The sequence below is a fragment of the Pandoraea oxalativorans genome, from assembly GCF_000972785.3.
Classification (GTDB): domain Bacteria; phylum Pseudomonadota; class Gammaproteobacteria; order Burkholderiales; family Burkholderiaceae; genus Pandoraea; species Pandoraea oxalativorans.
Window position 1 is genome coordinate 1,255,445 of sequence record NZ_CP011253.3, and the last position, 13,247, is coordinate 1,268,691.

Sequence of the window (13,247 nt, forward strand, 5' to 3'; positions counted from 1 at the left end):
AAGACACTGGAATCTCCGCTATGAAATCCCTTTCCAAAACGCAACTGACTGCCGGTAGCTTCGTGCTGCTGCTGCTCTTCGCGGCCGTGTGGCAATGGGGCCCGACGGCGTTCGGCGTGCCCGAATTCGTGTTGCCCAAGCTGTCGTCGACCCTGGTCGAAGGCGTGCGCATGTTCCAGGTGGAAAACCTGTGGCTGCACATCGGCGTGACGGCGCTCGAAGTGATCGCCGGTTTCGTGATCGGCTCGGCATTGGGCGTGCTGATCGGCGTGATCCTCGGCTTGTCGCCGTCGACCGAAGCCATGCTCTCGCCGTACATCCTCGCGTTGCAGATCGCGCCGAAGGTCGCCTTCGCGCCGCTGTTCGTGATGTGGATGGGCTACACGATCTATCCGAAGATTCTGGTCGCGGTGCTGATCGTCTTCTTCCCCGTGATGATCAACGTGCTGGGCGCAGTGCGCTCGGTCGATCCCGACATGGTCAATCTGGTGCGCGCGCTGTGCGGCCGCCGCTGGCAGATCTTCTGCTTCGTGGAATTCCCGTCGGCCATGCAGGCGTTGTTCGCAGGCCTGCGCATCGCGTCGACGCTGGCCGTGATCGGCGTGACCGTTGGCGAACTGGTCGGCGGTGACCGTGGCCTCGGTTATCTGCTGGTGTACGGCGAAGGGCAGGGCAATACCGCGATGGTGTTCGTCGCGATTGCCGGGCTGACCGTCATCGGTATCGCAGCCTACGCGGCGGTGGTTTGGCTGGAGCGTCGCGCACTGCATTACGTGCCTCGTGCGGCCATGAACATCGCCTGAGCGCCGGACTTCACAAGGACTCGAATCGTGAACGAACTGTCGACCCCCCCGGTGATGCCGCTCGACATCGACGCACTGCCGCCGCTCGATGGCAAGAAACTGCTGATCACCGGCGGTGCGCGCGGCCTCGGCGAAGGCTTCGTCCGTGCAGCTGTAGCGCGTGGCGCACAAGTGACGATTGCCGACATCGCCGCCCAAGCCGGTGAAGCGCTGGCCGCCGAATTGCAAGACGCCGGATACGCAGTGTCGTTCGTGCGCGTCGACCTGTCGGACCCCGCATCGGTGGACGCGGCTGCGCAAGCGGCGGGCCAGCAAATGGGCGGTATCGACGGGCTCGTCAACAACGGTGCGATCACCAATTCGGGCGGCAAGATGGCCACCGAGCTGAGCATCGAGACGTGGGACGCCGTGATGAACGTCAATGTGCGCGGCACGTGGCTCATGACGATGGCCGCACTGCCGTTCCTGCGTGCCTCGGGGCAGGGCCGCGTCGTGAATGTCGCGTCCGACACGGCGCTGTGGGGCGCGCCGCGCCTGCTTGCCTACACCGCCAGCAAGGGCGCGGTCATGTCGATGACGCGTTCGCTCGCACGCGAACTCGGCCCGGACGGCATCACCGTCAACGCCATCGCGCCGGGGCTCGTCGAAGTCGAAGCCACGGCGTATGTCCCGGCGGCGCGTCATCGTCACTATCTGGAGGGACGTGCGTTGCCACGCGCGCAAGTGCCGGACGACGTCGTCGGCCCGGTGCTATTCCTGCTCTCAGACGCTTCCCGATTCGTGACCGGACAGGTTCTGCCGGTCAACGGCGGCTTCGTCATGCCCTGACGAGCCACTCTCATTCGCAACGCCTTTCAGGAGTTAGATCATGGCGCAAGCCGACGCTAAAAACACCGCGACGCCGCAGGCCGTCGAGAGCTGGACGCAGACCGAAGGTCAGGCATTCGGTGACTGGCTGGAGACCCGCGTCGCCCGTTTCTCGACGCGCAAATACGACTGGGATGCCCTCAAGTTCCAGGCCGACTACGACCCGAAGTACCGTCGCGCGCAGATGCGCTACGTCGGCACGGGCGGCACCGGTGTGGCCAAGGACGTCAACACCGTGCCCGCCGGTCACTTCACGTTCTCCACGATGGTGATTCCGGCCGGCAACATCGGCCCGAGCCATATCCACATGGATGTCGAGGAAATCTTCTTCGTCATGCGCGGAAAGATGAAGGTGATCTGCGAGCGTGACGGTGAAACGTGGGAAGCCATTCTCGGCGAGCGCGATCTGATTTCGGTGCCGCCGGGTGTGTACCGCACGGAAATCAACATTGGCGACGAAGACGCGCTGATGTGCGTGATGCTCGGCTCGCAAAAGCCGGTCACGCCGACGTATCCGCCCGATTCGCCGCTTGCGAAGATCAAGCGCGAAATGAAGTAAGTCCGCAAGGAAAAGCCCGGTGTCCGTGTGTCGAATGCGCGCACGGCATCGGCAGAAATTCACGCAGTCGGAAGTCTGCATCAAATTCGCAAACGTTAGACGAAAGCCGCCATGCAAGCCGAAGCCCATCAACACGAAGCGCCAGAAGACGATGTCGTTGCGTCCTTGCGCGCACGGCTGGACGCGTTTGCGTACAGCACCGTCGCCACCCGTGCGGGCACCGTCGGCTATCGCTGCGCGGGCGCAGAGCGCGACGCGGGCGTGCCGGTCGTGATGCTGCACGGCATTGGCTCGGGCGCGGCGTCCTGGCTGGCGCAGTTCGAGGCCACGGGGCTCGATGCAACGCTGTATGCCTGGGATGCACCTGGCTATGGCGCGACGTCTAATGTCGCCGTCGCCGAACCGCATCCCGAGGCCTATGCCGACGCCCTCGAAGCGTGGCTCGACGCCCTGGGTCTGGATCGTGTGGCGCTGGTGGGCCATTCGCTGGGCGCGATCGTGGCGACGAAGTTTGCAAGCCGCGCCCCGCACCGCGTGCGCGGCCTCTTTCTCTGCTCGCCCGCCAACGGCTACGGCCGCGCGGATGCCGAGGTGCGCCTGTCCAAGCGCGACAGCCGTCTGGCGATGCTCGACAAGCTCGGCCCCGCAGGCATGGCGCGTGAGCGTAGCGACAACCTCGTCGCCCCCGACGCCGCCGATCTGCCGCGTGCGTGGGTGAAATGGAACATGTCGCGGGTGCTGCCCGTCGGCTACCGGCAGGCGACGCACCTGCTCTCGAATGGCGACGTCGCTGGCGAACTCGCACAGTACGTGAGCGCCAAGGCCGGTCCCGTTGCGGTGGCCGTAGGTGCGCAGGACGGCATCACGTCGCCTGCCGCGTGCGAGGTCATTGCGAACGTCGCGGGCGCGCCGCTGCAAATCATCGACGGCGCGGGTCACGCGTCGTACATCGAAACGCCGGACGTTCTGAATGCTGCGCTCGCCGCGTGGCTCGAACGTGTCGCGGCAGGGGAGCGCTGAAATGGCACCGACCGCACGGAACGCACCGAAGCGCGAAGCGCTCATCGAAGACGACACCATGCAGGACGATCAAAACGCTTCGCTCAACGGCGACACCGTGGTCGAGGGCGCTGCCGAGTCCCGCTATCTCGTGCCGGGACTTGAGCGCGGGTTGCGCATCCTCACGCAGTTCTCGCCGCGCGAACCGGTGTTCAGTGCACCGGGACTGTCGCAACGGCTGGGCATTCCGCGCACGACGGTCTTCCGTCTGTTGCAGACGCTCGAAGCGATGGGCTTTCTTGAGCGCGCAGGAAGCGAAAAGAACTTCCGTCTGGGCGTGGCCGTGCTGCGTCTGGGTTTCGAATACCTCAGTTCGCTGGAACTGACCGACCTCGGCATTCCGATCATCGAGCGCTTGCGCGACGCCACCCAACTGACGTCGCACATCGTGATTCGCGACGGCCGGGACATCGTGTTCGTGGCGAAGGCGCAAAGCGTGGCGGGCGTCTTCAATTCGATCAAGGTCAACGTCGGCACGCGTCTGCCTGCGCACGCCACGGTGCACGGTCACGTGTTGATGGGCGATCTGACGCTCACCGAACTGCGCGCGCTGTATCCCGAGAAGACGCTGGAGAAATTCACGCCGCAGACGCCCGAATCGCTCACCGAACTGTTCGAGCGCGTGCGCGAAGACGCCGAGCGCGGCTATGCGGTGTCGGCCTCGTCGTTCGAGCGCGGCATCAGCGTGGTGAGCGCACCGGTGCGCAACGACGTGGGCCGCATCTGCGCCGCCATTACGGTGACGATTCCGCGCGCCAATATCGACGCATCGATGCTCGACGCGGGCCTGATCGGTCAGGTGCGCGAAGCGGCCGATGCGCTCTCGCACCGTCTGAACTACCGCCCCGGCACCGACGGCAAGTCCACCCCCTACATGAAGTCACTGGGACTCAAATGATCAAGATCGACCTTTCCTCGCGCGCAGCGCTGGTCACGGGCGGCACGTCCGGCATCGGGCTGGCGAGCGCCGAGCGCCTGCTCGATGCCGGGGCCGCCGTCGCCATTTGCGGGCGCAACCCGGAGCGGCTGGCGCAAGCCGAAGCGCATCTGCGTGAGCGTCGTCCGCAGGCCCGCCTTATCGCTGCGCAGTGCAACGTCCTCGACGAGGGCGACGTCGCGGCACTCACTGAGCGCATTCGCGGCGAATTCGGTCGTCTCGACATGCTCGTGAACAACGCGGGCCAGGGCCGTGTGTCGACGTTTGCCGACACGACCGACGACGCCTGGCGCGAAGAACTCGAACTGAAGTACTTCAGCGTGATTCGTACCACGCGCGCCTGCCTGCCGATGCTGCGCGACGCTGCACGCGAGACGGGCGACGCCGCCATCGTCTGCGTGAACTCGCTGCTCGCGCTGCAACCGGAGCCGCACATGGTCGCGACGTCGTCGGCGCGTGCGGGCGTGCAGAACCTCGTGCGGTCGATGGCGGGCGAATTCGCGCCCGACGGCGTACGCGTCAATTCGATTCTGATCGGACTGGTCGAGTCGGGACAGTGGCGTCGGCGCTACGCCGCCGCGCAGGAAGCGGGCGATAGCAAGACGTGGCCGGAGTGGACCGGCGAACTCGCGCGCAAGAAGCAAATCCAGTTGCAACGTCTGGGCAAGCCTGAAGAGGCGGCCGCAGCGATCTTTTTCCTGGCTAGCCCGCAGTCGTCCTATACGACGGGCAGCCACATCGATGTTTCCGGAGGCTTGGCAAGACATGTCTAACAAAACCACCGTCGGCGAAGTCATCGCGGCGTTTCTCGAACAGTGCGGCGTGCAGACCGCATTTGGCGTGATCTCGATTCACAACATGCCCATCCTCGACGCCATCGCGCGTCGCGAAAAGATCCGTTACGTCGGCGCACGCGGCGAAGCTGGTGCGCTGAACATGGCCGATGGCCTGTCGCGTGTGTCCGGCGGACTGGGTGTGGCGTTCACCAGCACGGGCACGGCCGCCGGTAACGCGGCCGGTGCGATGGTCGAAGCCCTCACGGCTGGCACGCCGGTGTTGCATATCACCGGCCAGATCGAAACCGAATTCCTCGACCGCGATCTCGCGTACATCCACGAAGCCCCGGATCAGTTGAGCATGCTCAACTCGATCTCGAAGGCCGCCTATCGCGTGCGCTGCGTCGATACGGCGCTCGCGACGGTGCGCGAAGCGGTGCGCGCTGCGCTGAGCGCGCCGACCGGACCGGTGAGCGTCGAGATCCCCATCGACATTCAGGCGGCTGAAATCGAATGGCCGACCGACCTGTCCGCCCCGCACATCCCCGTGCCGACGCACGACGACGCGCGCGTCGCTGCGCTGGCCGATAAGCTCGCATCGGTGCATCGTCCGCTGCTGTGGCTGGGCGGCGGCGCGCGCGGTGCGGAAGCTGCCGTGAAGCGTCTGGTCGATATGGGCTTCGGCGTGGTGACGAGCGTGCAGGGTCGCGGCATCGTGCCGGAAGACCACGCCGCGACGCTGGGCGCATTCAACATTCACCCGACGGTCGAGAAGTTCTACAAGACGTGTGACGCGGTGCTCGTCGTCGGTTCGCGTCTGCGTGGCAACGAAACGCTCAAGTACAAGCTGGCGCTGCCGCGTCCGCTGTATCGCATCGATGCCGACGGACTGGCCGACAACCGTGGCTATCGCAACGACCTGTTCATTCAGGGCGACGCCGCCAGCGTGCTCAATGCGCTGGCTGACCGTCTGCAAGGCCGTCTGTCGGTCGACCCGGCGTTCCATGCCGACCTCGCTGCCGCGCGCGACGCCGCCGTGAAGCAGGTCGCCGAAGGCCTCGGCCCATATCGTCAACTCGTGGCAGCGCTGCAAGGCGCGCTCGGTCGCGACTTCAACTGGGTGCGCGACGTCACGATCTCGAACAGCACGTGGGGCAACCGTCTGCTGAAGATCTTCTCGCCGCGGGCCGGTGTGCACGCGCTCGGTGGCGGCATCGGTCAGGGCATGCAGATGGGCATTGGCGCCGCGCTCGCGGGCAATGCGAAGAAGACGGTCGCGCTGTGCGGCGACGGCGGCCTGATGGTGAACGTGGGCGAACTCGCGACCGCCGTTCAGGAAAAGGCCCCTGTCGTGATTCTGCTGATGAACGATCAGTGCTACGGCGTGATCCGCAATATTCAGGATGCGCAGTACGGCGGCCGTCGTCACTACGTGCAACTGCATCAGCCGGACTTCGCCGCGTTCTGCGCGAGCCTGCAACTCAAGCACGAGCGCATTACGTCCATCGATCAGGCGGAAGGGGCCGTGGCCCGCGCCGTCGCTTACGACGGTCCGGTGCTGCTCGAAGTCGACATGCTGTCGGTCGGCAACTTTGCGTCGCATTTCGCCGGTCCGCCGGTCCGGGAGCCTGCGAATGCATGAATTGAATCATCGTCCGGTTGACGTGGCGCTCATCGGTTTCGGCGCGATCGGCTCGAAAGTGTACGAAGCGTGCGCGAGCGACCCGTATCTGCGCGTGGGCCATGTGATCGTGCCCGAAGACGCCGCCGAGCGCGTACGCGGCAGCGTGCGTGCGGGCACCGAAGTGGTGTCGTCGGCGCAGGCGCTCTCGAGCCGTCCGGACTTCGTTCTGGAATGCGCCGGACACAGCGCCCTGTCGGGCCACGTCGTACCGCTGCTCAAGTCGGGCGTGGACTGTGCGGTGGCCTCGATTGGCGCGCTCTCGGATACCGACCTGCTGGCCGCGCTCGAACAGGCCGCGAAGGAGGGGGCGTCGACCGTCACGTTGCTCTCAGGCGCGATTGGCGGTATCGACGCCATCGCCGCCGCCCGTGAAGGCGGACTGGACGAGGTGCTGTACACGGGCCGCAAGCCGCCGACGGGCTGGCAGGGCACGCCCGCCGAGCAGGTCTGCGATCTCGCCACGCTCACCACGGCGACCGTGATCTTCGAGGGCAGCGCCCGGGATGCGGCGCGTCTGTACCCGAAGAACGCCAATGTCGCGGCGACTGTGGCCATTGCCGGGTTGGGGCTCGATGCGACGCGTGTGCGTCTGATCGCCGACCCGACCAGCACCCGCAACGTGCATCACATCGTGGCGCGCGGTGCGTTCGGCGAAATGTCGCTGGAAATGTGCGGCAAGCCGTTGCCGGACAACCCCAAGACGTCGGCGCTTACCGCGTACTCGGCCATTCGCGCGCTGCGCAATCGCGTCGCGAACTGTGTGATCTAGCAGGAACAGACTCATGAGCCATCAAGATTTGCTGCAAGGGTTTTCGAGCGACATTCTGGTCGGCGGCGAATGGCGTGCCGGCACCGGTAAGCGCTATCAAAGCCTGTATCCGGCGGACGAAAGCGTGAACGCGGAGATCGCCGCTGCGGGTGCGGACGATGCCGTCGAAGCGGTCGAAGCCGCAGACGCCGCATGGCGTCGCGCGGACTGGGCGGGCCTGAAGCCGCATCAGCGTGCGGCCGTGCTCCATCGTGTAGCCGATGGCATCACGCAACGCGCCGAAGCACTCGCGCATCTGCAACGACGCGACAACGGCAAGCCGATCAGCGAGACGCGTGCGCTTGTCGCGAGTGCTGCGGGCACGTTCCGCTACTTTGCCTCGTGCCTGGAGACGCTGGAAGAGACGCTCACGCCGTCGCGTGGCGACTATCTGACCATGAGCGTGCACGAGCCGTTGGGGGTGGTGGCGGCCATCACGCCGTGGAATTCGCCGATTGCCTCTGACGCCCAGAAGCTCGCCCCGGCGCTCGCCGCAGGCAATGCCGTAGTGCTCAAACCGGCGGAAGTCACGCCGCTCGCATCGCTCGAACTCGGCCGCATCTGCGAAGCCGCCGGTGTGCCGCGCGGCGTGCTGTCGGTGCTGCCGGGCAAGGGCTCGGTCATCGGCGACATTCTCGTGCGTCATCCGAAGGTCAGGAAGGTGGCGTTCACCGGCGGCACGGAAGTCGGTCGCGGCATCGCGCGTCTCGCCGCAGAGAAGCTGATGCCGGTGTCGCTCGAACTCGGAGGCAAGTCGCCGACCATCGTGTTCGAAGACGCGGACATCGATCACGCCGTGGCCGGTGTGCTCTATGGCATCTTCAGCTCGTCGGGCGAGTCGTGCATCGCAGGCTCGCGCCTGTTCGTCCACAAGGCGATCTTCGACACGTTCGTCGAGCGTCTGGTCGCCGGTGCGAAGCAATTGCGCGTGGGCGATCCGCTGCGCGAGGACACGCAGATGGGGCCGCTCGTGACGTCGTCGCATCGGGACTCCATCGAGCGCTATGTCGCTATCGGGCTGGAAGAGGGCGGTCGACTGTTGTGCGGCGGCGAGCGTCCGGCGGGCGACGGCCGCGAGAACGGCTACTTCTATCAGCCGACGATCATCGCGGGCCTGACCAATCAGGCGCGCATGGTGCAGGAAGAGATCTTCGGGCCGGTGCTGGCGGTGCTGCCGTTCGAGAACGAAGCCGATCTGCTGGCCGAGGCCAACGACAGCGTCTACGGGCTGGCGGCCGGTATCTGGACGCGCGACTTCAAGCGTGCCTGGCGCGTGGGCCGAGCGCTGGAGACGGGCACCGTCTGGATCAATACCTACAAGCAGTTCTCCATCTCGACGCCGTTCGGTGGCTGGAAAGAGAGCGGCATGGGGCGCGAGAAGGGCCGTCTGGGACTGCTGGAGTACACGAATCAGAAGAGCCTCTACTGGGGCCTGAACGAAAACCCGCTCGCCTGGGCGGGCCGGGTCTGACGTTGGCGGCAGAAGTGGGCAATGACAGTGGCAAGCCGCGATGCACGGGGCATCGCGGATATCCGAAACTTGAGCGAGGCAAAGATATGTTGTCGATTTTCCGTGCATCGTTGGCGCGTCGCGCCTTTCTGACGGCGGGTCTGTGTGCCGTGGCGGGACTCAGCGGCGTGGCCGCACCGGTGATGGCGCAGCAGCCTGCAACGCAGCAGATCACCTATCTGCTCCCGGCCCCGGCGAATCTGCCGGCCTTCGCGCCGCTGATGCTGGCCGAGAAGAAGGGCTACTACGCGGCAGAAGGTCTGTCGGTGCGCTGGCTGACCGTTCAGGGCGGCGCCGACGTGGGCAAGCAGCTCGCCTCCGGTAACGGCGATCTGGGCGGCGGTCTGGGCGACACGCCGATCGTGCTGCGTCCGAACGGCGTTCCCATCAAGGGCGTGGCGCTGCTCGGCGGACGCACGCTGCACCAGCTGGTCGTGCGTGATGACGCCAACATCAAGTCGCCCGCCGATCTGAAGGGCAAGACGATCACCGTACTGGCCTATCAGGACACCGGCTTCTACGCGACGCTCGGTCTGCTCGCCTCGGCCGGCCTCACGCGCAACGACGCACGCATTCAGGGCGCAGGCCCGGCGGGCGTCTGGCAACAGGTGGCGACGGGCAAGGCGGAAGTGATGGTCGGCACGCCCGAGTGGGCGCAGAACATCGAAGACGCTGGCGTGAAGATCACGATGACGTCGACCGACAAGTACTTCCCTGGCATGGCACAGGCGATCCTGGCCTCGGACAAGACCATCGCCGAGAAGCCGGAGATGATCCGCAAGTTCGTGCGCGCGACGGTCAAGTCGGTCGCAGAAATCATGCGCGACCCGGCGGGCGCTGCGAAGGAATACTGCGCCGCCGTGCCGGCATACAAGGGCAAGGAAGCCGAGATCGAGAAGATCCTCACGTACTACGCCCGCAATGTGTATCCGGGCCAGCAACGTCTGGGCGCGTTCGATCCGGCGCGTGTGACGAAGTTGCAGGACTTCTACGCACAAGAGAAGGTCATTCGTGAGAAGTCCAAGCCGGAAGACCTGTTCACCAACCAGTTCGTGCAGTAAGCGAGAGGGCGACAGAGCAATGAGCGAAACCGCACCGGGCGCCGCCCAATCCGAGACCATGATGCTGACGGTGTTCCTGCGTCACGATCAGTCGAACAATCTCGACGATTTTCAGGAGCGCTTGAAGGCCGCCGAATGGTGGGAGCGATTCCCGCCCGCCGGGGTCAGGGTGGTGTCGTGGACAGTGGCGATGGGCTCCGGCCAGATCGTCACGCTGGCGCTGCCACCGCATTTGCTGCCGGTTGTGAACGTGGAACTGGAGCGCTCGGCCTGGGGCGTGTTTCGCACCGAATGCTATCCGACGTACGACTTTGTACCCGTGCACGCGCGTATTCGCGAGCGGGTGCGCAATGGAGGGAAGTGATGGACCGTTATCTGGAACCGCATCAAGCGCGTCGTCATGAGCCGACGCAATACGAAAGCCTCTTGGGCGACGCCATCGAGCGCGCCTACGCATCGGGCACGCACGATCTGGCGGGCCTCGTGGCCTACCTGAATCGCACCGGCCCCGGCCCGCAGGAAGGCGATGTGTGGACGGAAGACGTCTACAAAGCGCAGATCGCACGACTGGCCGAAGAGTAAAACATCATATAGCGCGATGGCCGCTCGGGCGGCGCTCGCGATGGAGGTCCCCCATGACTACGCAACAACCCATCCTCACCGCCGACGCCGTGCTTGAGCGCGGCCTGAAGAACCTCTGGTACCCGATTTGTCCGTCGCACATGGTCGGCCGCGAGCCGGTCTCGCTGCGACGTCTGGGCAAGAAGCTCGTGTTCTGGCGCGATCAGGACAACAAGGTGCATGCCCTCGACGATCATTGTCCGCATCGTGGCGCGCCGCTCTCCAAGGGCATCGTGATGGGCGACCGCATTGCCTGCGGCTATCACGGCGTGCAGGTGCGCTGCGACGGCACGGTCATGCGTGTGCCGGGCAGCCCGGGCTGCAAGCTCGAAGGCTCGCGTCCGACGCAGGCGTATCACATCGTTGAGCGAAACGACGCGATCTGGTTGTACAACGCGACCGAAAACATCGAGACGCCGCCGCCGCTCGTGCTGCCGGAAGAACTCGACGCCGATGGCGCATTTTCGTCGTTCCTCTGCTACACGGAATGGAAGGGCGATTACCGCTATGTGCTCGATAACGTCATGGATCCGATGCACGGCACGTATCTGCACAAGCAGTCGCACTCGATGGCCGAGGGCGACAACACGGCGGCGTTCCGCATTCGCGACACCGACCGTGGCTTCGTGTTCGAGAAGGAAGGCCAGCGCGATGTGAACTTCGACTGGACCGAATGGGCCGACACGGGCACGCACTGGATGCGTCTGGAAATTCCGTACCCGAAGACGGGCGGCCCCGGCGGCAACTTCGTGATCGTGGGCAGCTATACGCCGATCTCGCCGACGCTGGCCGCCGTATTCCACTGGCGCTGCCGCAAGCTCGACGGATGGCAGCGCGATACGTGGCGTTTCCTGTATCGCAATCGTCTGGAAGCGCGTCACTGGAACGTGCTGGAGCAGGACCGCGTGATGCTCGAAGACATGGAGCCGGACGCCAACCAGAACGAACATCTGTATCAGCACGATATGGGCATCGTGCGCCTGCGCCGCCATCTGAAGAATCTGGCGAAGGCGGAACTCGAGCGCATGCAACCGGGCAAGGCGTAAGCCGTCGGCAACCTAATGGACGCGACCATGCAAAACCCTTCCGCCATCAAAGCCGAACGCATTCGTGCGCAAGCCGTGCCCGATCTCGCGACGGCCACATGGAGCAATGGCATCCGATTCGGTAACGAAATCCTGATGTCGGGGATGACTGCGCATCCCGCTACGCGCGACGCCGAGAAGCCGCTGACGACTTACGAGCAGACGATGGTGGTGCTCGGCAAAATCCGCGCGCTGGTCGAGGCTGGCGGTGGCCGTCTTGCCAACGTCTACAAGCTTGTCGTGTACGTGACCGATATCGCCGACAAGGATGATGTCGGCCGCGCACGCCGCGAGTTTTTCGCGGACGTCGCGGCAAACGGCGGCGCTTATCCGTGTTCGACGCTCGTGGCGGTCAGCGGTCTGGTCTTTCCGGAACTGCGTGTGGAGATCGAGGCGTTTGCACGTCTCGACATCGATTTGTCTGTCGCGGCCATCGCAAGTTAAGCCGGGCGGACGTCAAGTCAATCAGCAACATCAGAGAGCGGCGTTATGAGCAAGTCAACCCTGTCGGCAATGGTGCGCACGCTTCGTTATGAGGCGGCGGGCATCATGAGCATCGAACTCGTGCCTGCGGCGGGCAGCAGCACACCGTTCCCGGCGTTCACGCCCGGCGCGCACATCGATCTGCACCTGCCGAGCGGACTGGTGCGCAGCTACTCGCTGGTCAATACGCCGGACGACGAAAACCGCTACGTGCTGGGCATTCTGGCCGACCCCAAGAGTCGTGGCGGCTCGCGTTTCATACACGAGAACTTCCGTGTCGGCATGACGCTCGACATCTCGGCCCCGCGCAATCACTTCGCACTGGACGAGACCGCAGCGCATTCGGTGCTGGTCGCAGGCGGCATCGGCGTGACGCCGATTCTCTGCATGTATCGTCGTCTGCGTTCGCTGGGTCGCAGCGTCAAGCTGATGTACTGCGCGCGCACCGCACCGCAAGCGGCGTTCGTCGAAGAACTGAATGGGCTGGGTGGCGACGTCACCTATCACTTCGACGATCAGCACGACGGCAAGCCCGCGTCGCTCGCAGCATTTCTGGCCAATCAGCCCGCGGGTACGCACGCTTATTGCTGCGGCCCGGGTGTGATGCTCGACGCCTTCGAAGTCGCGTGTGCCGATGCGGGCATTGCGAACGTTCACACCGAGCGCTTCGCGGCCGCGCCGGACGCGCCGCCGCCCGCGACGTCGGAGGGCTACGTCGTCACGCTGGCGAAGTCGGGCAAGGAGATTGCCGTGCCTGCGGGCGCGACCTTGCTCGATACCTTGCTCGCCGCAGGTATCGACGCAGAGCACAGCTGCATGGAAGGCGTTTGCGGGGCATGCGAGACGCGCGTGCTCGAAGGTTGCCCCGATCACCGCGACTCCGTGCTGAGCGCGTCGGAGCGCGCCGGGAACAAGGTCATGATGATCTGCGTGTCCGGTTGCAAGGGCGAGCGTCTGACGCTCGATCTCTGAGCGCCTCTTCATTTATTCGAGA

At 65.1% G+C, this 13,247-nt stretch carries 15 protein-coding genes; all 15 read left to right on the forward strand.

Annotated features, from left to right (window positions below):
• The first annotated feature begins 20 nt into the window (after positions 1-20).
• The 15 genes from MB84_RS05760 to MB84_RS05830 all read left to right on the forward strand — a co-directional run bounded on the left by MB84_RS05760 (position 21) and on the right by MB84_RS05830 (position 13,225).
• Positions 21-803: an ABC transporter permease gene (locus tag MB84_RS05760; RefSeq protein ID WP_046291084.1), complete on the forward strand. Its 783-nt coding sequence runs from the start codon at positions 21-23 to the stop codon at positions 801-803.
• Positions 804-857: 54 nt separating this feature from the next.
• On the forward strand, positions 858-1,631 hold the full coding sequence (locus tag MB84_RS05765) for an SDR family oxidoreductase (RefSeq protein WP_046291085.1): 774 nt from the start codon (positions 858-860) through the stop codon (positions 1,629-1,631).
• 40 nt (positions 1,632-1,671) lie between these two features.
• Complete coding sequence (locus MB84_RS05770; RefSeq protein ID WP_039400236.1) at positions 1,672-2,229, forward strand: cupin domain-containing protein; 558 nt, start codon at positions 1,672-1,674, stop codon at positions 2,227-2,229.
• Between the two features lie 111 nt (positions 2,230-2,340).
• Entirely contained in the window at positions 2,341-3,249 is a 909-nt protein-coding gene (locus MB84_RS05775; RefSeq protein WP_052652991.1) for an alpha/beta fold hydrolase, read from the forward strand.
• A gap of 58 nt (positions 3,250-3,307) precedes the next feature.
• Positions 3,308-4,186, forward strand: coding sequence for an IclR family transcriptional regulator (locus tag MB84_RS05780; RefSeq protein ID WP_046293453.1), 879 nt, complete (start codon positions 3,308-3,310; stop codon positions 4,184-4,186).
• Positions 4,183-4,998, forward strand: coding sequence for an SDR family oxidoreductase (locus MB84_RS05785; RefSeq protein WP_046291086.1), 816 nt, complete (start codon positions 4,183-4,185; stop codon positions 4,996-4,998). The genes MB84_RS05780 and MB84_RS05785 overlap by 4 nt, the downstream gene beginning before the upstream one ends.
• Positions 4,991-6,643 (forward strand): thiamine pyrophosphate-binding protein, encoded by a 1,653-nt coding sequence (locus tag MB84_RS05790; RefSeq protein ID WP_046291087.1) that lies wholly within the window; start codon positions 4,991-4,993, stop codon positions 6,641-6,643. The genes MB84_RS05785 and MB84_RS05790 overlap by 8 nt, the downstream gene beginning before the upstream one ends.
• Entirely contained in the window at positions 6,636-7,454 is an 819-nt protein-coding gene (locus tag MB84_RS05795) for an aspartate dehydrogenase (protein WP_046291088.1), read from the forward strand. The genes MB84_RS05790 and MB84_RS05795 overlap by 8 nt, the downstream gene beginning before the upstream one ends.
• Positions 7,455-7,467: 13 nt before the next feature.
• Positions 7,468-8,964 carry an aldehyde dehydrogenase gene (locus tag MB84_RS05800; RefSeq protein WP_046291089.1) on the forward strand — a complete coding sequence of 499 codons (1,497 nt, stop codon included), beginning with the start codon at positions 7,468-7,470 and terminating at the stop codon, positions 8,962-8,964.
• 86 nt (positions 8,965-9,050) lie between these two features.
• Complete coding sequence (locus MB84_RS05805) at positions 9,051-10,064, forward strand: ABC transporter substrate-binding protein (RefSeq protein ID WP_052652993.1); 1,014 nt, start codon at positions 9,051-9,053, stop codon at positions 10,062-10,064.
• A gap of 19 nt (positions 10,065-10,083) precedes the next feature.
• Entirely contained in the window at positions 10,084-10,428 is a 345-nt protein-coding gene (locus MB84_RS05810) for a hypothetical protein (protein ID WP_046291090.1), read from the forward strand.
• Complete coding sequence (locus tag MB84_RS05815; protein ID WP_039400222.1) at positions 10,428-10,646, forward strand: recombinase-like helix-turn-helix domain-containing protein; 219 nt, start codon at positions 10,428-10,430, stop codon at positions 10,644-10,646. The genes MB84_RS05810 and MB84_RS05815 overlap by 1 nt, the downstream gene beginning before the upstream one ends.
• Before the next feature lie 53 nt (positions 10,647-10,699).
• On the forward strand, positions 10,700-11,731 hold the full coding sequence (locus MB84_RS05820; protein WP_046291091.1) for an aromatic ring-hydroxylating oxygenase subunit alpha: 1,032 nt from the start codon (positions 10,700-10,702) through the stop codon (positions 11,729-11,731).
• A gap of 27 nt (positions 11,732-11,758) precedes the next feature.
• Positions 11,759-12,214: a Rid family hydrolase gene (locus tag MB84_RS05825; RefSeq protein ID WP_046293455.1), complete on the forward strand. Its 456-nt coding sequence runs from the start codon at positions 11,759-11,761 to the stop codon at positions 12,212-12,214.
• A gap of 45 nt (positions 12,215-12,259) precedes the next feature.
• Complete coding sequence (locus MB84_RS05830) at positions 12,260-13,225, forward strand: PDR/VanB family oxidoreductase (protein ID WP_046291092.1); 966 nt, start codon at positions 12,260-12,262, stop codon at positions 13,223-13,225.
• The last annotated feature ends 22 nt before the right edge of the window (positions 13,226-13,247 follow it).